This window comes from Streptomyces sp. NPDC041200, assembly GCF_055591805.1.
The window spans coordinates 105,898-127,218 of sequence record NZ_JBVIZF010000004.1; the positions used below are offsets into that span (position 1 = coordinate 105,898).

The 21,321-nt window shown below is 70.8% G+C and carries 19 protein-coding genes and 2 pseudogenes; 12 read left to right on the top strand and 9 right to left on the bottom strand.

Annotation, left to right across the window (positions count from 1 at the left end; genetic code table 11):
• Positions 1-6: 6 nt before the first annotated feature.
• From ACZ6CL_RS14025 to ACZ6CL_RS14035, 3 genes are read left to right on the top strand one after another with little or no spacing between them, the layout of a single operon-like run.
• Positions 7-327 carry an L-rhamnose mutarotase gene (locus tag ACZ6CL_RS14025; protein ID WP_468935498.1) on the top strand — a complete coding sequence of 107 codons (321 nt, stop codon included), beginning with the start codon at positions 7-9 and terminating at the stop codon, positions 325-327.
• Between the two features lie 22 nt (positions 328-349).
• On the top strand, positions 350-1,777 hold the full coding sequence (locus ACZ6CL_RS14030; RefSeq protein WP_468935500.1) for a BNR repeat-containing protein: 1,428 nt from the start codon (positions 350-352) through the stop codon (positions 1,775-1,777).
• Between the two features lie 24 nt (positions 1,778-1,801).
• Positions 1,802-2,815 carry a LacI family DNA-binding transcriptional regulator gene (locus tag ACZ6CL_RS14035; protein WP_468935502.1) on the top strand — a complete coding sequence of 338 codons (1,014 nt, stop codon included), beginning with the start codon at positions 1,802-1,804 and terminating at the stop codon, positions 2,813-2,815.
• 78 nt (positions 2,816-2,893) lie between these two features.
• Here the strand turns inward: ACZ6CL_RS14035 and ACZ6CL_RS14040 are convergent, their stop codons facing one another.
• On the bottom strand, positions 2,894-4,072 hold the full coding sequence (locus tag ACZ6CL_RS14040) for an aminotransferase class V-fold PLP-dependent enzyme (protein ID WP_468935504.1): 1,179 nt from the start codon (positions 4,070-4,072) through the stop codon (positions 2,894-2,896).
• Between the two features lie 118 nt (positions 4,073-4,190).
• Here ACZ6CL_RS14040 and ACZ6CL_RS14045 point away from each other — a divergent pair, with 118 nt between their 5' ends.
• Positions 4,191-5,084 (top strand): LysR substrate-binding domain-containing protein, encoded by an 894-nt coding sequence (locus tag ACZ6CL_RS14045; RefSeq protein WP_468935506.1) that lies wholly within the window; start codon positions 4,191-4,193, stop codon positions 5,082-5,084.
• 123 nt (positions 5,085-5,207) lie between these two features.
• Positions 5,208-6,227: a LacI family DNA-binding transcriptional regulator gene (locus ACZ6CL_RS14050; RefSeq protein WP_468936039.1), complete on the top strand. Its 1,020-nt coding sequence runs from the start codon at positions 5,208-5,210 to the stop codon at positions 6,225-6,227.
• Between the two features lie 25 nt (positions 6,228-6,252).
• Here the strand turns inward: ACZ6CL_RS14050 and ACZ6CL_RS14055 are convergent, their stop codons facing one another.
• A complete protein-coding gene (locus tag ACZ6CL_RS14055; protein WP_468935508.1) occupies positions 6,253-8,436 on the bottom strand; it encodes an MMPL family transporter in 2,184 nt (727 codons plus the stop codon).
• A 253-nt stretch (positions 8,437-8,689) separates the two neighbouring features.
• On the opposite strand from ACZ6CL_RS14055, the gene ACZ6CL_RS14060 reads away from it, so the two are divergent.
• Positions 8,690-9,865: a sensor histidine kinase gene (locus ACZ6CL_RS14060; RefSeq protein WP_468935510.1), complete on the top strand. Its 1,176-nt coding sequence runs from the start codon at positions 8,690-8,692 to the stop codon at positions 9,863-9,865.
• Entirely contained in the window at positions 9,840-10,511 is a 672-nt protein-coding gene (locus ACZ6CL_RS14065) for a response regulator (RefSeq protein ID WP_468935512.1), read from the top strand. Before ACZ6CL_RS14060 ends, ACZ6CL_RS14065 begins: the two co-directional genes overlap by 26 nt.
• Positions 10,512-10,578: 67 nt before the next feature.
• Here the strand turns inward: ACZ6CL_RS14065 and ACZ6CL_RS14070 are convergent, their stop codons facing one another.
• A complete protein-coding gene (locus ACZ6CL_RS14070) occupies positions 10,579-11,658 on the bottom strand; it encodes an NAD(P)-binding domain-containing protein (RefSeq protein WP_468935514.1) in 1,080 nt (359 codons plus the stop codon).
• Between the two features lie 145 nt (positions 11,659-11,803).
• Here ACZ6CL_RS14070 and ACZ6CL_RS14075 point away from each other — a divergent pair, with 145 nt between their 5' ends.
• Together ACZ6CL_RS14075 and ACZ6CL_RS14080 are read left to right on the top strand one after the other, a co-directional pair.
• On the top strand, positions 11,804-12,196 hold the full coding sequence (locus ACZ6CL_RS14075; RefSeq protein ID WP_468936041.1) for a DUF5753 domain-containing protein: 393 nt from the start codon (positions 11,804-11,806) through the stop codon (positions 12,194-12,196).
• Between the two features lies 1 nt (position 12,197).
• On the top strand, positions 12,198-12,440 hold the full coding sequence (locus ACZ6CL_RS14080; protein WP_468935515.1) for a DUF397 domain-containing protein: 243 nt from the start codon (positions 12,198-12,200) through the stop codon (positions 12,438-12,440).
• A 144-nt stretch (positions 12,441-12,584) separates the two neighbouring features.
• On the opposite strand, the gene ACZ6CL_RS14085 is transcribed toward ACZ6CL_RS14080, so the two are convergent.
• The gene (locus ACZ6CL_RS14085) at positions 12,585-13,571 is read right to left on the bottom strand and encodes a GlxA family transcriptional regulator (protein WP_468935517.1); all 987 of its coding nucleotides are present in this window, start codon (positions 13,569-13,571) and stop codon (positions 12,585-12,587) included.
• A gap of 74 nt (positions 13,572-13,645) precedes the next feature.
• Here ACZ6CL_RS14085 and ACZ6CL_RS14090 point away from each other — a divergent pair, with 74 nt between their 5' ends.
• Positions 13,646-14,233, top strand: coding sequence for a cysteine hydrolase family protein (locus tag ACZ6CL_RS14090; RefSeq protein WP_468935519.1), 588 nt, complete (start codon positions 13,646-13,648; stop codon positions 14,231-14,233).
• A gap of 38 nt (positions 14,234-14,271) precedes the next feature.
• Here the strand turns inward: ACZ6CL_RS14090 and ACZ6CL_RS14095 are convergent.
• A pseudogene (locus tag ACZ6CL_RS14095) lies at positions 14,272-15,651 on the bottom strand (ATP-binding SpoIIE family protein phosphatase); the annotation flags it as partial.
• A gap of 394 nt (positions 15,652-16,045) precedes the next feature.
• Positions 16,046-16,894 (bottom strand): annotated as a pseudogene (locus ACZ6CL_RS14100) (PAS domain-containing protein); the annotation flags it as partial.
• A gap of 150 nt (positions 16,895-17,044) precedes the next feature.
• Here ACZ6CL_RS14100 and ACZ6CL_RS14105 point away from each other — a divergent pair.
• Complete coding sequence (locus tag ACZ6CL_RS14105; protein WP_468935521.1) at positions 17,045-17,959, top strand: hypothetical protein; 915 nt, start codon at positions 17,045-17,047, stop codon at positions 17,957-17,959.
• A 71-nt stretch (positions 17,960-18,030) separates the two neighbouring features.
• Complete coding sequence (locus tag ACZ6CL_RS14110; protein WP_468935523.1) at positions 18,031-18,324, top strand: DUF1330 domain-containing protein; 294 nt, start codon at positions 18,031-18,033, stop codon at positions 18,322-18,324.
• Positions 18,325-18,334: 10 nt separating this feature from the next.
• On the opposite strand, the gene ACZ6CL_RS14115 is transcribed toward ACZ6CL_RS14110, so the two are convergent.
• The 3 genes from ACZ6CL_RS14115 to ACZ6CL_RS14125 are packed head-to-tail and all read right to left on the bottom strand — an operon-like array spanning position 18,335 to position 21,116.
• Positions 18,335-18,982 (bottom strand): TetR/AcrR family transcriptional regulator, encoded by a 648-nt coding sequence (locus tag ACZ6CL_RS14115; RefSeq protein WP_468935526.1) that lies wholly within the window; start codon positions 18,980-18,982, stop codon positions 18,335-18,337.
• Positions 18,983-18,987: 5 nt separating this feature from the next.
• Positions 18,988-19,884, bottom strand: a complete 897-nt coding sequence (locus ACZ6CL_RS14120) for an SDR family NAD(P)-dependent oxidoreductase (RefSeq protein WP_468935528.1) — start codon at positions 19,882-19,884, stop codon at positions 18,988-18,990.
• On the bottom strand, positions 19,881-21,116 hold the full coding sequence (locus ACZ6CL_RS14125; protein WP_468935531.1) for a cytochrome P450: 1,236 nt from the start codon (positions 21,114-21,116) through the stop codon (positions 19,881-19,883). Before ACZ6CL_RS14125 ends, ACZ6CL_RS14120 begins: the two co-directional genes overlap by 4 nt.
• Positions 21,117-21,321: the final 205 nt, after the last annotated feature.

Consider the following 21,321-nt stretch of genomic DNA (forward strand, 5'->3'; position numbering starts at 1 on the left):
TCGGCGATGCGGCGGGTGTGTTTTCTGCTGAAGGTCCGCCAGGAGCGGCTGGCCGAGTACCGCGAGCGGCACGAGGCCGTGTGGCCGGAGATGCTGGACGCGCTCTCGGCCGCCGGGTGGCACAACTACTCGCTCTTCCTGCGCGAGGACGGGCTGCTGGTCGGCTATCTGGAGACCGAGGACTTCGCGGCGGCGCAGGCCGCGATGGCCGCCACCGATGTCAACGCGCGGTGGCAGGCCGAGATGGCCGACTTCTTTGAGGAGTTGGATGGTGCCAAGCCGGATGAGGCGATGACACCGCTCACCGAAGTGTTCCACCTCGCTTAGGACACGTAGGAGACACAGGAATATGAGACCCCTGGCCGTCGCCGTGCTGGCCACCGCCCTCCTCAGCGCCGCCATCCCGTCTGGCAGCGCGACCGCCGCCGCCCCGAGTGCTCCCGGCCCGGCGGTCAGCAAGGTCGCCGACACCCAGCTCGACTCGAAGGCCATCTACTTCGAGTCGTACAACGGCCTCGTCAACAACAACGCGTTCCAGAAGAACGGGCTGCTCACCTACCAGGGCTACCAGTACGCCGTCTGGTACACCGGCGACCGCACCGCCGTCATCGGCCGCCGCGCGCTGGGCCGGGCGGACTGGCAGACCGTCCGGCTGCCGCACAAGCTCACCGCCGACGACTCCCACAATGTGATCTCCATGGGGATCTCGCGCGTCGACGGCCGCCTGCACCTCAACATGGACTCGCACAGCAGCGGCTTCTTCTACGTGAAGTCGGTGGCCGGACTGCTGGACAACCCCGCCGGACACCCGTGGGACAGCGCCCAGTTCGGCGCCGTGCAGACCACCCTGGACGGGCTCGCGCTCACCTCCCAGTTCACGTACCCGCAGTTCGTTGCCACCCCCGAGGGCCGCCTCCAGCTCAGCTACCGGGTCGGCGTCTCCGGCAACGGCCGCAACGCGCTGGCCGAGTACGACGGCACCAAGTGGACCGCGCTCGGCGAATGGTCCGCGTCCACCGGTACGTACACCAGCGAGCACGGCTCCAGCACCGCCCGCAACATGTATCTGCACGGCATCGACTACGGCGCCGATGGCCGTCTGCACGCCTTCTACACCTGGCGCGAGCAGAACAACGCGGTGATGTGCGACGCCGGTGGCCTCACCAACCACGACACCGGTTACGTCTACAGCACCGATCGGGGCCGCACCTGGCGCAACGCGGCGGCCACCGTCGTCGGCACCACCGGCGGCGCCGACAAGGTGGCGGTGAACGACACCGGCACGGTCGTCGATCCGCTGAACCCCGACCACTCGCTGATGAACCAGGAGAGCCAGGCCACCGACTCCGCCGGGCGCCCGCACGCCGTCATCAGCTACGTCCCCGGCCGCTTCGGCCAGTGCACCACCGACTACGTGGCCGACCGCACCTCGAGCGGCCGCGCCTTCCACCTCTTCAAGAACGCCACGGGCGCCTGGAAGAAGACCGAGATCCCGGTGGCCCTCAACTCCAGCCAGCGCACCCACCTGGCCTTCGACAAGTACGACAACGCCTATGCCGTCATGCCGTACGGCCGCATCGTCGCCGCGTCCAGCGCGTCCGGCTACACCGACTGGAAGACCGTCTTCGACGGCAGCGGGCTGAACGCCTTCGGCGAGGTCGTCGTCGACGACACCCGCCTCGCCCAGGACGGTGTGCTGTCGTTCATGTACCAGCGGAAGTCCAGTGGCACCACGCCCTCGGCCCTCCGGGTCATCGACTTCCGACTGCCGGGTTAGGGACCTGGCTTGAGGGCCCGTGGTGTGGGCATCAAGGAAGTGGCGAAGGAGGCCGGGGTCTCGCTCGGCACGGTCTCCAACGTCATCAACCGCCCGGAATCGGTGTCCGAGCGAACCCGGGCCCGGGTGCTGTCCACCATCGAGCGGCTGGGGTACGTCCGGAGCGAGTCGGCGCGTCAGCTGCGCGCGGGCCACAGCCGCATCGTCGGACTGCTGGTGCTGGACATGGCGAACCCCTTCTTCGTGGATGTGGCGGGCGGCGCCGAGCGCGCGGCGCGCGAGGCGGGCCTCGGGGTGATGGTGTGCAACAGCGCCCAGAGCCCCCAGGAAGAGGCCGACTACCTGGGGCTCTTCACCGAGCAGCGGGTACGTGGCGTCCTCGTCACCCCCGCCGACGCCACCGGGCGCAACCTGGAGTCGTTCCGGCGGCACGGCATCCCGTTCGTCTACGTCGACCGCGAGGTGCCCAGTGCCGAGGGCTGCTCGGTGTCGGTCGACGACATCGAGGGCGGCGCGCTCGCCGCCCGCCACCTCCTCGGCCAGGGGCACCGCGCGCTCGCGTACGTCAGCGGCCCGATGCACCTCGCCCAGTGCCGCGACCGCCGCACCGGCGCGCTGAACGCCCTGCGCGAGGAGGACGTCGGCGAGGCCGCGCTGCGCCATGTGGAGGTGGAGCGGCTGGACGTGGCGGGCGGCCGGGACGCGGGGGCGCGGCTGCTGGGCATGTCGCCGTGTCCGACGGCGGTGTTCTGCGCGAACGACCTGCTGGCGCTGGGGGTGTTGCAGGCGCTGTACGCGGCCGGGGTGTCGGTGCCGGGCGAGGTGGCGCTGGTGGGGTACGACGACATCGAGTTCGCGGCGGCCGCGGCGGTGCCGCTGACCTCGGTGCGCCGCCCCGCGTTCCGGATGGGGCGTACGGCGGCCGAGCTGCTCATCGACGAGACGGGGGAGGCGGCCGACGCCCACCGCCACCGGCGGATCGTGCTGCGCCCCGAACTCGTCGTCCGCGGATCGAGCCTGGTCCGGCTGCGCGGCTGAGGGAGATTCGCCGGCACTGCTGCCTTCCTGGACGCCCTCGCGCACGCACGCCGGTGCGGGGCGGCTGGGCGTGAGCGGCTAGCGGGCCGCGGCGAGGTCGGCGAGGACCTCGACGGCGCGGTCGATCTCGGCCTCGGTGTTGTAGTAGTGCGGCGAGAGCCGTACCAGCGGGTGGACGTCCCGGTCCTCGGTGTCGAACTGGGTCTGCGCCGGGTCGGTGGTGCTGACGTTGATGCCGTGCCCGGCGAGGGCGGCCGCGACATCGGCCGTCGCCATGGTGGCGACCTCGCAGGTGACGATCGCGCACCGCTGCCGGCCGAGGTCGTAGGTGGTGATGCCGGGTACGGCGTCCAACTGGTCGCGCAGATGGGCGCCGAGGACGAGGGCGCGTCGGCCGATCTCGTCCAGGCCGAGGTCCAGGGCCTGCTGGACGGCGGCGCTCAGACCCAGGACGTTGGCGTAGCTGACCTCCCACGTCTCGAAACGCCGCGCGCCGTCGTTCCAGGTGAAGCTGCGCTGGCCGTCCCAGGTAGCAGCGGCGACCTCGGTCACGTGCGGCTCCAGGTATGCGTGTGCCTCGGGGCGCACCCAGAGGAAGCCCGTGCCGCGCGGGCCGCGCAGGTATTTGCGGCCGGTGGCAGTGAGCATGTCGCAGCCGATCTCGGCGACGTCCACGGGGAACTGGCCGACGGACTGGGTGGCGTCGAGAAGGAAGGGAACGCCGGCGGCGCGGGCGACGTGTCCGATCTCGGCGGCCGGGTTGACCAGGCCACCGCTGGTGGGGACGTGGGCGATGCCCACCAGCTTGGTGCGGTCGTCGATAAGGTTCGCGAGGGCGGTGGTGTCGACCTGACCGGACTCGTCGTTGGGGACGACGACGACCTCGGCTCCGGTGCGCTGGGCTGTCTGCAAGTAGGCGAGGACGCTGCTGCCGTACTCGGCCCGGCCTGTGAGTATGCGGTCGCCCGGCTTGAACGTCATGGAGTAGAACGCGGCGTTCCAGGCGTGGGTGGAGTTGTCGAACAGCGCGATCTCGTCCGCCCGGCCGCCCACCAGTCGGGCGATGTGCCCGTGGGTGGCGTCGATGCGGTCCCGTTCCTGGGCCGCGGCCTCGTAGCCGCCGATCGCGGCCTCCAACTCCAGGTGGGAGGTCATGGCCTTGAGTGTCTGCCGCGACAGGAGGCCCGCGCCCGCGTTGTTGAGGTGAATCCGGTTCGCGGTGCCCGGGGTGTCCTGGCGGAGCGCTTCGATGTCCATGCCCGTTTCCGATCTGTGCGGTGCTGCCTTGCCATCACGGTTCCAAAGCGCCTCCCTTGAGTAAAGTGAACGTTTCCGGAGGAGACAGGCCACAAAAATTGATGGATGGGGTGAGGCTGTGCACAATCTGCGCCGCCTGGTGGTGCTGCGAGAGCTGAAGTACCGCGGCACGCTGGCCGCTGTCGCCTCGGCCATGTCCTACAGCCCCTCGGCCGTCTCCCAACAACTGACGCTGCTGGAGTCCGAAGTCGGCGCACCGCTGCTGGAGCGGGAAGGCCGGGGGGTCCGGCTGACGCCGCAGGCGGAAATCCTCGTCGCCCACACGGAGAAGGCACTGCGGGAGCTGGAGCGCGCCGAGGCGGAGATCGCGGCCTCGCTGCGGGAGACATCCGGGACGATCAAGGTCGCGGCCTTCCAGACCGCGATGCTCGCCCTGATGCCCGTCGCGTTGACCTGGCTGCGGGAGAACCATCCCCGGATAAGGGTGGAGGCCACGCAGGCCGAGCCCGACACCTCGCTGCCAGGTCTGCTCACCCGGGACTTCGACCTCGTGATCGACGAGACGTTCCCCGGGCACCCGCGGCCGACCCGCGCCTCCGAGTTCGAGCACCACCCGCTGTACGAGGACGCCATGCGGCTGGCCACCCCCGCCCCCGTGGTGTCGCTCGCTGATCTGGCCGAGCGCCCCTGGGTGATGGAACCCGCCGGCACGCCCGCCCGGGCGTGGGCGACCGGCATGTGTCACGCCGCCGGGTTCGAGCCTGACGTCGTCTACGTGTCCGCGGACATGCTGGTCCACGCACGGCTGGTCGAGGAGGGCCACGCGGTGGCCTTCCTGCCGGACATGCTGTGGTTCGACCGGGCCCCCGGCCTCCTGCTCGCCGGCTCAGCCGGCCACACCCGCACCGTGCTCGCGACCGTACGCGCCGGAGCCGGGGAGCATCCCCTGATCCAGACCTTCCTCACCGCGATCCGCCACGCGATCGGCGAACTGGCCGCCCGTACCGGGTGACCGCCGCATGCCGGGTCGTCCGCGCGCAAGGGCTGGTGCAGCCATCCCCACCGCGTACGCCATAGCATGGGTCCCGCGGCCGAGGTGGGTCGCGGGAAGGCGGAGGCCGAGGTCGTGGGACGCATGGTGGGGATCAAGGACGTCGCGCGGCAGGCGGGAGTGTCCGTCGGCACCGTCTCGAACGTGATCAACCGGCCGGAGATGGTCGCCGAGAGCACCCGCGACCGGGTGCAGGCCGCGATCGAGCGGCTCGGCTACGTACGCAGCGAATCCGCGCGCCAGCTGCGCGCGGGGCGCAGCCGGATCATCTCGCTGCTGGTGCTGGACATGGCGAACCCCTTCTTCGTGGACGTGGCCAGCGGCGCCGAGCGCGCCGCCCGGGACGCGGGCCTCGGCGTCATGGTGTGCAACAGCGCGCAGAGCGCCGACGAGGAGGCCGACTACCTGGGGCTGTTCGCCGAGCACCGGGTGCGCGGCGTCCTGGTGACCCCCGCCGACGCCACCGGTGGCAACCTGGAGAACTTCCGCCGCCACGACATCCCCTTCGTTCTCGTCGACCGCGAGGTGCCGAGCCGCGAGGGCTGCTCGGTGTCGGTCGACGACATCGAGGGCGGCGCACTCGCCATCCGCCATCTGCTCGCCCAGGGACACCGCGGGCTGGTGTACGTCAGCGGTCCGATGCAGCTCCCGCAGTGCCAGGACCGCCGCGCCGGGGCGCTCGCCGCGCTCGCCGAGGAGGGCCTGCCGCCGGAGACGCTGCTGCACCTCGAGGCCGCCCGGCTGGACGTGGCCGCGGGCCGCGACGCGGGGGCGCGGCTGCTGGGCATCTCACCGCGTCCGACCGCGGTGTTCTGCGCGAACGACCTGCTGGCGCTCGGTGTCCTCCAGGCGCTCTTCGCGGCCGGGGTGTCGGTGCCGGGCGAAGTGGCGCTGGTCGGATACGACGACATCGAGTTCGCGGCGGCCGCGGCGGTGCCGCTGACCTCGGTGCGCCAGCCCGCGTTCCGGATGGGGCACACGGCGGCCGAGCTGCTGATCGAGGAGACGGGCGACGACGCCGACGCCCACCGGCACCAGCGGATCGTCCTCCAGCCGGAACTGGTCGTACGGGACTCGACGCTGGCGGCGAAGCCGGGCGCGTGAGCGGCGGGCTGTGCTGAGCCGCCGGTCAGCTGTGCTCAGGGCGCTCGATGGACACCTTGGGCAGTTTTCGGGCCAGCGAGGCGGGCAGCCACCAGGCCCATGTGCCGAGCATCTGCATGACGGCCGGGACGATGAGGCACCGGATGACCACAGCGTCGAGAAGGATGGCGACGGCCAGGCCGAGTCCGAACTGCTGGAGCATGCGGTCGGAGCTGAGCACGAAGGCTGCGAAGACGACGATCATGATGGCCGCGGCTGCGGTGATGACCTTGCCGGTTGAAGCGAGCCCTTCGCGTACCGATTGCGCATGGTCCTTGGTGCGGGTCCATTCTTCGTGGATGCGTGAGACGAGAAAGACCTCGTAGTCCATGGACAGGCCGAAGACGATCGCGAAGATCAGCGCTGGGATGAAGGCCTCGATGGGGCCTCGCTGTGCTCCGAACCAGCCGTGCTGGAACACCAGGGTGATCACGCCGAGCGCGGCGGAGATGGACAGCAGGTTCAGGATGGCTGCCTTGACGGGGATCCAGATGGATCGGAAGACCAGCAGCAGCAGGAGCGAGGAGACGCCGACAACGACGGCGACGAACAGGGGCAACCGGTCGGCGAGTGTTTCGGAGACGTCCTGGGAGGCGGCAGTGGCACCGCCCACCAGGACTTCGGCGCCGGTGGTGTGCTCCAGGGGCGGGGCCACGTCGTCACGCAGGTGGTGCACGAGGTCCACGGTCCCCTCGTCCTGCGGAGAGGTCGTCGGGTAGACGAAGACGGTGGACAGGGCGCCGTCCACAGAGGGCATCGCAGGGCTGGCTTCGGCCACGCCGTCGGTGGTGGCGAGCCTTGCCCGCACGGTCTCGCCGGCTTCTTGACCGCCCTTCACCAGGACGATGAGCGGGCCGTTGAAGCCGGGGCCGAAGCCCTTGGCAAGCAGGTCGTATGCCTGGCGGGAAGTGGTCTCCTCGGGATCGTTGCCGGAGTCGGCGAAACCCAGGCGCATGCCCAGTGCCGGTGCGGACAGTGCCAGCAGCGCGATCACACCGACCAGCAGGGTCGGTATCGGGCGTCGCTGCACGGCGCGTGCCATGGCGCGCCAGCGGTTGCCTTCGACCTTGCCCTTTTCCGTCGCCTTCGCCTGCTGCTTGTGCACATGGTGCCGGATACGCGTACCGAACAGCCCCAGCAGCGCGGGCAGCAGCACCAGGGAGGCGGCCATCGTGATCAGGACGGTGATGGCCACCGCGAGGGCGATGCCCCGCAGGGAGCCGAGCCCGAGGGCGACCAGGCCCAGCAAGGCGACGATGACAGTGCAGCCGGCGAAGAAGATCGTGCGACCGGCGGAGTCGAGGGCCTTGCGGCCCGCCTCTGCGGGCTGAACACCGGCCAGGAGTTCTTGGCGGTAGCGGTAGAAGATCAGCAGGGCGTAGTCGACGCCGACGCCGAGGCCGACGAGCATCAGGATGGGCGGGGTGAAGTCGGCGACGGTGAAGATGTGCGAGGCCAGGGCGATCAGGCCGATAGCGCCGCCGACCGCGAACAGCGCGGTGATCAGCGGCAGTGATGCCGCCAGCAGCGAACCGAACAGCAGCACAAGGATGACCAGGGCAGCCACGATCCCGGCGAGTTCGGCGGTTGGTCCCGCCTTGTCCTCCGCATTGCGCGCGGCCTCGCCGCCCACCTCGACCTGGAGCCGCTCGGAGGCAATGCTTTGCGCGGTGTCGATGATTTCGGCGACGTCCTCCTTGGGGACGTCCTCCGTCTTGCCGTCCAGCGTGACGGACGCGTAGGCGATCGTGCCGTCCTTGGATACCGCTGAGGCATCGGTGAACGGGCTGCGCACGTGGGCGACCCCCGCCATCTGCTTCACCTCGGCCAGCATCGGCTCGACGTCGGCCTTGGCGCTCTTGACGCCGGCGGTGTCCTTGAAGACGATCTCGACGGTGTCGCCTGCCTGGTCACTGCCGTGCTGTGTGAACAGGTCGGTGGCCGCCTGGGAATCGGTGCCCGGCAGCGAGAAGTCGTTCTTGTACGCGGAGCCGACAGCGGTTGAGCCCAGCGTGATGGCAGCCACGACAGCTACCCAGAGCACGACGGCGGTCCAGCGATGTCGCTGCGCCCAGCCTGCCAGGGCACCGAACCGTCCGACGGGCGTGGACTTGCCGGCCTGCGGCGGGGGCGGAGCGAGGGACGCGGCGGAGCCGCGGGGGGAAGACACGATGCCTACCTCGAATTCGAGCGAGTGGTGTTGCCGGGAGTCGACGGCATGCCCTCGATCGTGCCCGCGCGCCCCGGGCGGGGGCGTCGGCCCACGGCTGACAGCCGGGCTGCACCAGCAAGCGGACGCAACGGCCGCGCCGTACACCAGCAGATGTACGTCCGGGCTGTCGCGTACCTCCCCAGCAGACACCTCCGACGCACATGCGGACATACGCCTCTGGGGAGGACCGTGACGCAGGCAGAATGAAGCAATGCCGCGCCTCGACGTCACCCACTTCCCCCTTCCGCGAGGGCGGCGGGCCGACATGGCACTCGCCGGGGTCGTGCTGGTGCTGGCATGGGTGGCCGAGGGGCAGCGACTGGGCCCGAACTGGTACGCGGCCCCGTCGTTGATCGTCTCCTGGCTCCTCATGATGGTGGTGTGCGGCGCGCTGCTGCTGCGCCGCCGGTACCCGGTGGCGGTGGGCTGGTTCACGGTGATCGGCACGGGCGCCTACCACCTGCTGAGCACGGTGGACGGCCCCCTCGTCGTGGTCCCGATCGCTGCGCTGTACGCGCTGGCGGCCCGGGGCCGGATCCAGGCGTCAGTCGCCATGACGACGGTCATGGTCATCGGGGTGGGCGCGGGGGCTCTGGCCGGCACCGGTGACGTCAACGGCACGGCGGTCTTCATGCTGACCGGCTGGCTGGTCGCTGTTGTGGCTCTGGGCGCGATGCGCCACGGCCGGGTCGCTTACGCCGAGGAGGAGGCCAGACTCCGAGCCACGCAGGAGCGGTTGCGCATCGCCCGTGAACTGCACGACGTGATCGGCCACAACATGTCGATGATCCACGTGCAGGCGTCTGCCGCCCTGCACCGGCTGAAGAAGGACCCCAGCCAGGCACAAGACGCACTGGCCGCCATCAAGCAGGGCAGCAAGGAGGGCCTGCAAGAACTGCGCGCCACCCTCGGTGTCCTGCGTCAGGTCGACGAAGAGGCCCCCATCACTCCCTCACCAGGTCTGTCCAGGATCGACGAACTGGTCTCCTCAGCCGCTCGGGCGGGCCTGGACGTACGCATCGAGCAGAGCGGAGCCCCCTTCGCGCTGTCGGCGGCGGTGGACCTCGTCGCCTATCGCATCGTGCAGGAATCACTGACCAACGCCGTCAAGCACAGCGAGGCCCGGCACGTCGTCATCCGGCTCCACCACGGTGACCGGGAACTGACGCTCAGCGTCCAGGACGACGGACAGGATCCGGCCCCCGCCGGGCATGCGGGCGGCAGTGGGATCGCGGGCATGACGGAACGGGCGCGCGCGCTGGGCGGAACATTGAGCGCCGAGCCGGGCAGTGCGGGCGGGTTCGTCGTTCGGGCCCGGCTACCGTTCTCAAACCACCACGAGCCGATCAGCGGAGCAGTTGATGATCAGGATCCTGTTGGCGGATGACCAGCGCCTCGTTCGCGCGGGGATCCGCAGCATCCTCGACGACGAGGACGACCTCGACGTGGTCGCCGAGGCCGCCGACGGGCACGCCGCCCTCGCCGCCTGCCGCGAACTGCGGCCCGACGTGGTCCTGATGGACATCCGCATGGCCGGCATGGACGGACTCGAAGCCGCTCGTCGCATCGCCGACGACGAGCAACTGGCGGCGGTGAAGGTGGTCATGCTGACGACTTTCGACCTCGACGACTACGTGTACGGGGCCTTGCGAGCCGGCGCCACGGGCTTCCTCGTCAAGGACACCGAACCGGCAGAACTCCTGCACGCGGTGCGCGTCGCCGTGCGCGGTGACGCGCTCATCAGCCCCTCCGTCACCCGCCGGCTCATCGCCGAATTCGCCAACCGCCCGGTCAACACCCGCAAGCCCGATCACCGCCTCGATGCCCTGACCGGCCGCGAACGCGAAGTCATGCGTCTGATCGCCGCCGGACGCACCAACGACGAGATTGCCGCACAACTGGTGGTCTCCCCTCTGACCGCGAAGACCCACGTCAGCCGCATCATGGCCAAACTCGGCGCCCGGAACAGATCCCAAGTCGTGATCATGGCCTATGAGTACCGCATGGTCAGCCCCGGCTGGCTCACGGACTGAGCAACCCCTACAGCCAGTACCTCGCCGAGGACGCTGGAACGTGGGTGTCCGGCCCCGGGCCGGACCGTCAGACCGCGGCCGGGGCGGCAACCGCGTCCAGAAGGCCCCGGATCTCGCGCACCGCGGCCCGGCCCGCCCGGTTCGCCCCGACCGTGCTCGCCGACGGCCCGTAGCCGACCAGGTGCACGCGCGGATCCCGGACCGCCCGGGTCCCCTCGACGGCGATCCCGCCGCCCGGCTCGCGCAGCCGCAGCGGGGCGAGATGGTCGATCGCGGCGCGGAAACCGGTGGCCCAGAGGATGACGTCCGCCGCCACCGTGCGGCCGTCCGCCCAGCTCACCCCGTCCGGGGTGATCCGGTCGAACATCGGCAGCCGGTCCAGCACGCCCCGCGCGCGGGCCCGCTCCATCGCCTCCGTCATGGGCAGCCCGGTCACCGACACCACGCTCTGCGGCGGCAGCCCCCGCCGTACCCGCTCCTCCACCAGCGACACCGCGGCCCGCCCCTGGTCCTCGCCGAACGGCCCGGTGCGGAAGACCGGCGGGCGGCGGGTGACCCAGGTGGTCGCGTCCGCCACCTCGGCGATCTCCAGCAGATGCTGCACCCCGGACGTCCCGCCCCCGACGACGATCACCCGCCGCCCGGCGAACGCCTCCGGACCCGGGTACCGCGCGGTGTGCACCTGCCGCCCCCGGAACGTCTCCTGCCCGGGGTAGCGCGGCCAGAAGGGGCGGTCCCAGGTGCCGGTCGCGTTGATCAGCGCACGGGCGGACCACGTCCCGGCCGAGGTTTCCACGCGCAGCCTGCCGTCACCGGTGTCGCGTACGGCGGCCACATGGACGGGCCGTACGACCCGCAGGTCGAAGGCGCGCTCGTAGCGTGCGAAGTACGCCGGGATCACCTCGGACGACGGCCGCTCGGGATCGGCGTCGTCGCCGGTCAGCCGCATCCCGGGCAGGTCGTACATCCCGTGCACCTTGCCGTACGTCAGCGACGGCCACCGGAACTGCCACGCCCCGCCGGGTGCGGGGGAGTGGTCGAGCACCACGAATCCGGCGCCCGGCTCATACCCCGCCCGCCGCAGGTGATACGCCCCGGACAGCCCCGCCTGCCCGGCTCCCACGACCACGACGTCCACGTTGTTCATGCTTCTACTAACTCGGCTCCGGCGCCGGTTCTTCCCGGTCCTCCAGCCGCATGCCCCGGCTCTCGGCCACCCGCAGCGCGTCATGCAGCGCCTCGGCGAGCCGATGCCCCACGAAGCGCAGCTCACCGGCGTGCGTCAGATCCGGATGGAACGCAAGAAGGCCCTGACGCGCAGGGACAACCCAATGGAACTCTGGGTCATCCAGGACGAAGCCTCACTGCGCCGAGTGGTCGGCAGCCCCGAAGTAATGCGTGAGCAGTACGAGGAGATCCAGACCCTGCGGCGGCTCGACAACGTGACGGTCCAGATCCTTCCGATGGCCACACCCGCCTATCGGCCTCACACGAACTTCAACCTGTGGGAGTTCGGCGCCCCGCTGCCGTCCGTGGTGCAGAGCGACGCCGTCGACGGATCCGACATCAGCGACAAGGAAACGACGATCTGGTCCTTCTCACGCAGGTTCGAAAACCTGCGGGCTGCCGCTCTCGCGCCTGGCGATACACCGGCGTTCCTGCAACGACTAGTACGGGAGATCTGACATGACCCACGGCACAGCAAACAACGTCGCACCCGAGGCGGCCTGGTTCAAATCCTCCTACAGCGAAGCGAACGGCACCGGGTGCGTGGAGATCGCCCACCTCACCCGCACCGCCGAGGTCGGCATCCGCGACTCCAAGGACAAGTCCGGCCCCGCCCTGGTCGTCCCGGACGCCGCCTGGGCGGAGTTCGTCAGGGAGATTCGTCGCTCATGGCCAGCCGCGCGACGGTCGAGGCTGAAGTGATCGGGCTGCTCGCCGCGAAGGACGCGGTGGGACTGGCCGATGCGGACGAGGCCGCCGCGAATATGCGGACCTCCCGAAGTGGCCTGGGTATATAGCCGGAGGTCACCGCGCCGCTGGGGCAGGTGCAGATCGATCACACACCCGCTATCTGCAGGGACTGTCCGGTGCGGCGAACGACGCCCGGTAGGCGCGCGGGCTGGTCGCCAGGCGGGATGCGAAGTGCTGGCGCATGGTGACCTCGCTGCCGAAACCGGACCGGCGGGCGACCTCCGGCATAGGCAAGTCGGTACGTTCGAGGAGCTTCTGAGCCGCCGCGATGCGGTGGTCCAGAAGCCAGCGCAGCGGGGTAGTCCCGGTGGCCGCCGCGAAGTGCCGGGCGAAGGAGCGCGGCGACATCCCGGCACGGGCGGCGAGCGCGGACACGGTGAGCGGCTCGTCGAGATGCGCCAGGGCAAAGGCGCGTACTTGGGCCAGCGCGTCAGCATCGCGGTCGGCGCGCGGGGTCGGATGCTCGATGAACTGGGCCTGGGTGCCGGTCCGGAACGGCGCGGTGACCATGGACCGGGCGACCGTCGCGGCGGCTTCCGCGCCGTGCGCGGTGCGTAGCAAGTGCAGACACAGGTCGATGCCGGCGGCAGTGCCAGCGGACGTCCACAGATTGCCGTCCTCTATGAACAGGGCGTCCGGCTCAACCCGCACACGTGGGTGCCGGGTCTGCAGCAGATCGGCCAGCGCCCAGTGGGTCAGCGCTCGGCGGCCGTCCAGCAGTCCCGCCTGGGCAAGCGTGAGCGCTCCGCCGCACAGCGCGGCGATGGTGGTGCCCCGGACGTGGGCGCGGCGCAGTGCCGCTAGGACCGGCTCGGGTGCTGGGGTGTCATGGTCGTCCAGGCCCGGCACCAGGATCAGCTCGGCGCGCGGCAGCCAGGCGAGGGTGCGGTCAGGGACGAGCGCTAGCCCGCCGCGCATCGATACCGGTTCGGGGCCCGTGGCCACCCGGCGCAACTCGAACGCGGGCACCCCTCGGTCAGTGCGGTCTGTGCCCCACACCTCGGTGATCACCGAGACGTCGAAAGCCCGGATGCCGGGGAAGGCGAGCAGGGCGATGCGGTGGGCTGGCGCCGGTCGGCTCATTCTGGCAGTAAACCATCGATCGTCGTCTTTCCGTCGCCTGTGAACCTGCCCGGCGGGGCGGCAGGATCATGGACATGGAGATCACGCAGAACACGGCGCTGGTAGTGGTGGACGTGCAGAAGGGCTTCGACGAGTCGGAGTTCTGGGGCCCGCGCAACAACCCGCCCGCCGACGAGAACATCGCCTCCCTGATCGCGGCCTGGCAGGACACGAGCCGACCGGTCGTCTTCGTGCGGCACGACTCCGACAAGCCCGGCTCGCCGCTGCGGACCGGGTACGAGGGCAACGACTTCAAGGAGTACGTCGAGGAGCGGCGCGGCAAGGGCAGCGGGCCGGAGCTGCTCGTCACCAAGTCCGTGAACTCGGCGTTCTACGGCACCCCCGACCTTGACGACTGGTTCAAAGCGGCAGGCATCACCCAGGTCGTACTGGCCGGCATCCAGACCAACATGTGCGTGGAGACCACCGCCCGCATGGGCGGCAACCTGGGATACGACGTGCTGGTCGCCCTCGACGCCACCCACACCTTCGACCTGACCGGCCCGAACGGCTGGCGCCTGACGGCCGACGAGCTGGCCCGGGCGAGTGCCGTCTCGCTGCACGGCGGGGGCTTCGCCCGGGTGGTGACGACCGAGGAACTGGTCGCGGCCGCCCGCTCCTGAGCTCCGTCCGCTCCTGGCCGTCTAGCCCAGTCGCGCGGTCAGGGCACCGCCTGCTCGGTCCAGATGCACTTTCCGCCGGCGGTGTAGCGGGTGCCCCAGCGCTGGGAGAGCGCGGCCACCAGCTGCAGCCCGCGCCCGCCCTCGTCCGTCTCCGCGGCATGGCGGATCCGGGGCGTGGTCAGACTGCCGTCGGAAACCTCGCAGATCAGCCCCTCACCGCGCAGCAGACGCAGCCCGACGGGGCTTTCGGCGTGCCGGACGGCGTTTCCGACCAGCTCGCTGACCAGTAGCTCCGCGGTCATGATGAGCGGGTCGAGGTCCCAGCGGGCCAACTGGTCGCGGACATGGTCGCGTGCCTCGCTCGCGGCGATCGGGCCGTCGGACAGTGGCCAGGCGGCGATGTCGTCGGGGGCCGTCGCATGGGTACGGGCGATCAGCAGCGCGGCGTCGTCCTGCGTGAGCTCCTTCTCGGGCAGCAGCTCCGCCAGGACGCCGTCGCACAGCCGCTCCAGGGGTTCCCTCCCGCCCCGGACCGTGAACGCGCCGGACAGCGCTCTCGCCAGGTGCCGCATGCCGCGGTCGATGTCCCGGGTGGGCGATTCGATGAGCCCGTCGGTGTACAGCACCAGCAGACTGCCCTCGGGGAGGGAGACCTCAACCGTCTCGAACGGCGGCCTGGCCGCGCCCAGCGGAGGGTCGGGGGAGTGGTCCGGGAACTGGACGGCGCTCCCGGGAAGGATGACTCCCGGCGGAGGATGCCCGGCGCGGGCGAAGGAGCACGTGGTGGTGACGGGGTCGTACACCGCGTAAAGACAGGTGGCGTAGAAGTCGTCACCGAGGTCGTTGACCAGGTCATTGAGGCGGGTGAGGAGTTCGGCGGGCGGGAAATCCAGATCCGCGAGTGTGCGCACGGCGGTGCGCAGCCGCCCCATGGTGGCGGCCTCGGGCAGGCCGTGGCCCATCACATCGCCGATCACCAGGGCCACCCGGGCGCCGGACAGCGGGATCACGTCGTACCAGTCGCCGCCGACGTCGATGCCCTCGCTGGCGGGCAGATAGCGCGCGGCGGTGGTGACCGTGCTCAGCGGCGGCAGGGTCCGCGGCAGGAGTCCCCGCTGGAGCTCCTTGGCCCGGTTGTGCTCCGTGTCGACAGCCTGGCTCGCTCGATGGCCTGTGCCAAGAGCCCGCTGAGAGCGGTGAGAAGGGCCCGCTCCTCACCGTCGAGGTGGCGCGGCTCGGTGAAGGAGATCACCGAGCAACCGACGCAGCGGCCCGAGACGGTCAGCGGCCGACAAGGCCCAGGCGGCCTTGTCGGCCGCCGCCGGGCGCCAGGCCATCGCCGGATAGCGCGCGATGTACTCCTCCACCGAGCCGACGAAGGCCGGTGTCCTGCTGTAGTACACCTCCGCGATCGGGGAGATCTCGCCGATCGGGGACCCGTCGCCGGGACCAGCCGCATGTGGTACCAGCGCTCGTTGGCGGGCCACCGCACCTCGAATCCGACGGGTGTGCCGCTGTCGGCGGCCTGTCGGCAGTGGGCCTCGAGGCCCGGTTCCTCGGCATCGACGCCGAGCCGGGCGAAGGCGTCCCACAGCGTCCGGCCGTGCAGCGTCCGGGGGTGCCGAGCAGCCGCTCCGCCTCGACGTTCACGAAGGTGATCCGCCACTTGCTGTCGACCGCAAGGAAGGCGTCGCTCATATGGCGCAGCGCACGGTTCACGGCATCCCGGGCGATTCGGCTCTCGGTGGTGTCGCATACCATGCCGGCAGGCTGACCGTCCTGCCCGAGCAGGACCCGCCCCCGCGCGCTGGCCCAACTCGTGGTCCCGTCGGGTCGGCAGATCCGGTACTCCACGCTGAAGACTCTGCGGTGGCGGATCGCCTGCTCGGCCTCGACCAGTACCGAGGGCAGATCATCGGGGTGGACCCGGCCGGTCCAGTTCTCGAACGACTGCTTCGGGGTGCCCGGATCCATGCCGAAGAGGGCCAGGGTCGGCTCGTCCCACAGCAGTTCTCCGGTGGCCAGGTTCCACTCCCAGGACCCCACCCTGAGGGCTTTGAGCGCCTGCCGCAGATGGGTGGCGGGCGGCTCCTGCCGCACCTGGCCATCCCAGCCCGCGTCGTCCCGGCCCTCCCGGTCCCGGGAGGCTTCGGCCGGCCAGGGGGCCGGTGAGTGCTCCCGCAGCCGCAGCGCGGCCCACGCGGCGAGTGTCTCGACCGACTCCCGCTGCCGTCGCGTGGGCTCCTGCGCGCGGTCCATCAGCACGGACAGCACGCCCGCCACCCCGCCCGGGGTGACCAGCGGAACCGCCAGCAGTCCGCAGCCGACGGGCAGCGCCGGGCCGCGAGCGGCGCCGGTATGGGCGGGCGCCCATACCGGTACCCCGTCGGCCACCGCGCGGGCCGGGGTGGTGGCGCCGGACTCCTCGATCTTCTCCCAGTGCCGGGCGACCGTACGCGCGAGCCCATGCACCGCCATCAGCAGCAGCCCCGGGCTGACCGGGCCCCGCAGATGCACCATGCCGCCGAGCCCGCCCGATTCCGTGACCGCGTGGTCCAGCGCGAAGCCCAGCCGCTCGGCGTCGCCCAGCTCATCGCCCGCCGTGATGATCGTGCGCAGCCGGGCGTGACCGGCCTGGTCCAAGGGGGCCTGCTCGGCCATGGCTCACCTCCCGCCGCGAGCGTGCGGGACCGGTGCGACTGCGCGGGCGCACCCGGAAGGTCTCCTGCCCCGGGTAGCGCGGCGCCGGATCTTCCCGGCGTGGGGCGGTAAGGTCCAACTCTTGCTGACAGAGGGGTCGGGGGATTTGCTGTGAGGTTCCATCGTGGGCGGTGGCCGGTCGCCGCACTGTTGCTGACGGTGGTCGTGGCGGGATGCGGGTCCGGCGCCACGGCCGAGTCCTCCGGGGCGGGAAACGGAGTACCGCAGGTCAAGGAGGCGGACGACCTGCCCGCGCTGCCCATTGACCGGTACAAGCTCGGCGAGCGGGACTCGAAGGAGTTCGACACGGCGCGCGATCGCCTCGCACAGCGCTGCATGGTGGGTCTGGGCTTCGCCGACTTCCCCCTGGACCCGAAGCCCCCGAAGAGTTCCGGGTCGGGTGCGTCGCTCCTGGCGGTCAGCGTGAGTGAGACACCGCTGGGGCCGCTCGACCTCGACCGGGCGAAGCGGTGGGGCTACGGCTGGGCCCCCAGGGCAAACCCGTTGGGCGTGCCCGGGCCGAAGGGCCGCGCCATGACGGACAAGGAGTACGCGGCCCTGTACGGTCTGTCCGGCTCCGGCGCCCCGAAGGGCGGCTGCGCCGGGCAGGGCGACGGGAAGCTGCTCAGGGGTGTGGCGGACTCCTCCCGCATGTGGGCGTATCCGGCGCGGCGCGAGGAGCGCTTGGAGGCGGCGGTGGCCAAGGAACCGCGCCTCCGGAAGGCGTTCGCCACCTGGTCGGACTGTGTCGTGGACAAGGGGATCAAGCGGTACGGAAACCCGGAAGCCGCGCGGGAGGACAAGGCCTGGGGCACCGGCCGCGACGGCAACACCACCCACACCAAGAGGGAAGTGGTCACTGCCGTCGCGGACATCGAGTGCAAGCGGAAGCACAACACCCTCGGGGTGTGGTGGTCCGTGATGGCGGAGCGTCAGCGGGCCGACATCGCCGGGCACAAGGCCGCGTACGAAGCGGTCCGGCGGGACCTGGACACGCTGCGGGCCAACGCGCGCTCCGTCCGCTGACGGCATGATCCCTTCTGCCGGTTCGGTGGTACCTTCCAGGAAAACTTTCCGGCGAGAGACACGGGGGCGGCATGCCTGCGTACGTCATTTCCGAGGTCGAGGTGCTCGACGAGCCGCGCGCCGCCGCCTACCGAGAGCTGGCCACTGCCTCGATCGCCCAGTACGGCGGCCGCTTCCTCGCCCGGGGCCGCCTTCCGGACGCGGCGGAGGGAGAGTGGCCGGAGGAGCGCAGGATGGTGATCCTGGAGTTCCCCTCCATGGCCGAGGCCCGCCGCTGGTACGCGTCGCCGGAGTACGCCGAGGCGATGGAGATCCGCAAGGACGCCCTGGACCGCAGGCTGCTGTTCGTCGACGGCGGGCCCTGACCCCCGGCGGTCACCGGCCTGCGTCGCGCAGGAGCGTGTCGACGATGCGGTCGACGAAGGTGGTGAGTTCCTGTGCGTCGTGCCGCCCGAAGGAGGAGGTCCACAGAGCGAAGCGGCCGAAGAGGGCGGACCACAGGAGCATCGCGGTCTGTTCGGCGCCGTCCGGCCAGTCCAGCCCCGCCTTTTCGCAGGTGTGGATGGCGTCCAGCCACTGCTGCCACAGCAGGCGGGCCGGGTGGGTCTGGTCGGGCTCGCCGAAGCTTGAGGAGTTGTGACCGAACATGAGGCGGATGACGCCGCGCTCGGTGCGGGCGAAGGTACAGAAGGCGTTCGCCTGGGCGCGGAGGCGTTGGCCCGCGTCGGCTCCGAGGGCAGCGGCCTCGGTGTCGGCGTCGCGCATGGCCGCGACGACACGCTGGTAGCCGTCCTCGGCGACGGCGCGGGCGAGTTGGTCCTTGTCGGCGAAGTGCAGATACATGCTCTGAGCGGCGATTCCGACTTCGCGTGCCACCTCCCGGAGAGACACCGGGAGGTGGTTGTCGGTGAGCTTCTGGTCGAGGAGCCGCGCCACGGCAGCCAGAATGTCCGCGCGGAGCCGGTCCCCCTGGCCGCGGGGATTGCGCCTGCGGGTGGTGTCGGCCGCGGTGTCCTCGTTCATGGATCTCATTCTGCGGTACCCGGGGGGCCGTGCGGATTCCCGGTGGCCTGTCGGGGTTCGGCGAGGTGCGGCAGCATGCCCAGCACGGTGGCCGCGGTGGTGCCCGCGTCCACGGGAATCACCGAGCCGGTGATCCAGCGCGATTCCGCACCGGCCAGGAAGAGGACGGCCCAGGCGAGATCCCAGGCCGTGCCCTCGGCGCCGAGCAGGTTGGCCGCGCGGCGCATCCGGCGGCCTCCTTCGCCGCCGTGATCGCCGATGGGGGTGTGCAGGTGGCCGGGTACGAGGCAGTTGACGCGGATGTTGTCCCGTCCCCAGCTGTAGGCCAGGTCGATGGTCATCGACTGGAGCGCGCCCTTACTGGCCCCGTACGCGCCGCTGCCGAATCCGCGGAGGGCCGCGATGGAGGAGATGTTGACGACGGAGCCGCCACCGCCGCGCACGAGGTGGGGGTGGGCGGCGCGGGCCACCTGCATGGCCGCGGTCACGTTGAGGGCGAAAACCCGGTCCCAGCCCGCGCGTGTGGTGGCCGTGATGCTGCCCTCGCCGCTGGTACCGGCATTGTTGACGACCGCGTTCAGGCGTCCGGCCCCGTCTGCGAAAGCGTCCACCGCGGCCCGTGCCGCTTCCTCATCGGTGATGTCAGCGGTCAGGGCGATCGCTCGACCGCCGCTCTTCTCGATTCGTTTCTGCGTGTGCTCCGCACGCTCACCGCTGATATCGAGGACGCCGACGGTGGCACCCTGGGCGGCCATCAGAATCGCCGTGGCCGCTCCGGTGCCCAGGAAGTCGCCCGAGCTTCCGGCGCCGGTCACCAGCACGGCTTTGCCCGCCAGACGGGTGCCGTGGCCGTCGGTGTGGCCGCCGACCTCGAACGCCTGGCTCTCCGCTGTGCCGCTCACCAGGCGACCGGGAGGGACGTGAGGCCGTAGACGATGGAGTTCTTCTTGAAGGGCAACTCGTCCTCGGCGACGGCGAGCCGCAGGCCGGGGATGCGTTCGAAGAGCCGTGGCCAGGCGACCTGCATCTCCACCCGCGCCAGGTTCTGGCCCAGGCACTGGTGGGTGCCGAAACCGAACGCCACGTGGTGGCGGGCGCGGCGGCCGATGTCGAGCGTGTCCGCGGGGCACTCGCCCTCGTCGGCGCCGAAGGCACGCGGGTCCCGGTTTCCGGCGATGAGGGAGACGATGACCCCTTCGCCCTTACGGACAAGCTGCCCGCCCACCTCGACGTCTTCGAGGGCCACGCGTCGTGGATCGGTGGAGACGATGCTCCAGTAGCGGAGCATCTCCTCCGCGGCACTGGGAGCCAGCTCGGGATGGGCCCGCAGCCGGTCTCGCTGGCCGGGGTTGAGCAGGAGCGCGACCGCCCCCAGGCCCAGCATGTTGGCGGTGGTCTCGTGCCCGGCGCCGACCAGGATCCCGACCAGAACGGGCAGCATCTCCGGTGTGAACCCGTCCGGGCCGGTGTGGTCGGCCAGCAGCCGACTGATCATGTCGTCCGCGGGTTCACGGCGTTTGCGCGCGACGAGGGCCGCGTAGTACTCGAACGCCTCCCGCTGCGTCCGTGCGCGCTCCTCGTGGCTGACGTCCAGGTCGGTGCCGGCGTTGGCGTGGCGCTCGAAGAGTTCGTGGTCCTCGTAGGGGACGCCGAGGATGAGGCAGATGGCCCGGGAGGGCAGGGGAAGCGCGAAGTCCCGGACGAAGTCCGCCTGTCCGCCCTTGGCGAGCATGGCGTCGATCAGCTCGTCCGTGATCTCCAGCAGCTTCTCGCGCAATGCCCGGGTGCGCTTGACGCTGAACTCCTTGGTGAGCATCTGCCGGAGGCGGGCGTGCTCGGGGTCGTCCAGGCGCAGGAACAGACCGCCCTCGTGTTCGGGCTGGTTGGAGTGGACCAGCGGGAAGCCGGGATGGCGCACGTCGGCGCTGAAGGACGGGCTGGAGAGGACAGCGCGGATGTCCGCGTGCCGGGTGGCCAGCCAATGCCTGGAGCCGTCCCAGATGGTGACCTTGTGCAGACCGCCGGCTTCCCGGAAATCGGCGTGGCGCGGTGGCGCGCTGAACGGACAGGTGCGGGGGGCGGGGAAGAACGGTGCTTCCCCGGTGGAAGCGGCCTCGGATGCGGTGGTCGTCATGGTGCCTTCCTCGTCAAAGAGCTGATGCTTCGACGGGGGAGCGGACGTGGTGACCGCGAAGGCGGGCCGTTCCCCGTCAAGGTCACGCATGTCACCTTACGAATGTCACCTTACAGGCGCAAGGCCGCCCAGGCGCCGTCCGCGAACAGAACGACGGCCGCCCAGCGGGCCCGAGGGGCGCCGCTGGGCGGTGTGCGGTGGTGTG

What these genes read in the sequence shown, in the direction of transcription:
- ACZ6CL_RS14030 (WP_468935500.1), top strand. Translation starts at nt 350, where the DNA reads ATGAGACCCCTGGCCGTCGCCGTGCTGGCCACCGCCCTCCTCAGCGCC.
- ACZ6CL_RS14025 (WP_468935498.1), top strand. Translation starts at nt 7, where the DNA reads ATGCGGCGGGTGTGTTTTCTGCTGAAGGTCCGCCAGGAGCGGCTGGCC.
- ACZ6CL_RS14075 (WP_468936041.1), top strand. Translation starts at nt 11,804, where the DNA reads ATGGAACGCAAGAAGGCCCTGACGCGCAGGGACAACCCAATGGAACTC.
- ACZ6CL_RS14115 (WP_468935526.1), bottom strand. Translation starts at nt 18,982, where the DNA reads ATGAACGAGGACACCGCGGCCGACACCACCCGCAGGCGCAATCCCCGC.
- ACZ6CL_RS14090 (WP_468935519.1), top strand. Translation starts at nt 13,646, where the DNA reads ATGGAGATCACGCAGAACACGGCGCTGGTAGTGGTGGACGTGCAGAAG.
- ACZ6CL_RS14070 (WP_468935514.1), bottom strand. Translation starts at nt 11,658, where the DNA reads ATGAACAACGTGGACGTCGTGGTCGTGGGAGCCGGGCAGGCGGGGCTG.
- ACZ6CL_RS14060 (WP_468935510.1), top strand. Translation starts at nt 8,690, where the DNA reads ATGCCGCGCCTCGACGTCACCCACTTCCCCCTTCCGCGAGGGCGGCGG.
- ACZ6CL_RS14040 (WP_468935504.1), bottom strand. Translation starts at nt 4,072, where the DNA reads ATGGACATCGAAGCGCTCCGCCAGGACACCCCGGGCACCGCGAACCGG.
- ACZ6CL_RS14085 (WP_468935517.1), bottom strand. Translation starts at nt 13,571, where the DNA reads ATGAGCCGACCGGCGCCAGCCCACCGCATCGCCCTGCTCGCCTTCCCC.
- ACZ6CL_RS14080 (WP_468935515.1), top strand. Translation starts at nt 12,198, where the DNA reads ATGACCCACGGCACAGCAAACAACGTCGCACCCGAGGCGGCCTGGTTC.
- ACZ6CL_RS14110 (WP_468935523.1), top strand. Translation starts at nt 18,031, where the DNA reads ATGCCTGCGTACGTCATTTCCGAGGTCGAGGTGCTCGACGAGCCGCGC.
- ACZ6CL_RS14050 (WP_468936039.1), top strand. Translation starts at nt 5,208, where the DNA reads ATGGTGGGGATCAAGGACGTCGCGCGGCAGGCGGGAGTGTCCGTCGGC.
- ACZ6CL_RS14065 (WP_468935512.1), top strand. Translation starts at nt 9,840, where the DNA reads ATGATCAGGATCCTGTTGGCGGATGACCAGCGCCTCGTTCGCGCGGGG.
- ACZ6CL_RS14125 (WP_468935531.1), bottom strand. Translation starts at nt 21,116, where the DNA reads ATGACGACCACCGCATCCGAGGCCGCTTCCACCGGGGAAGCACCGTTC.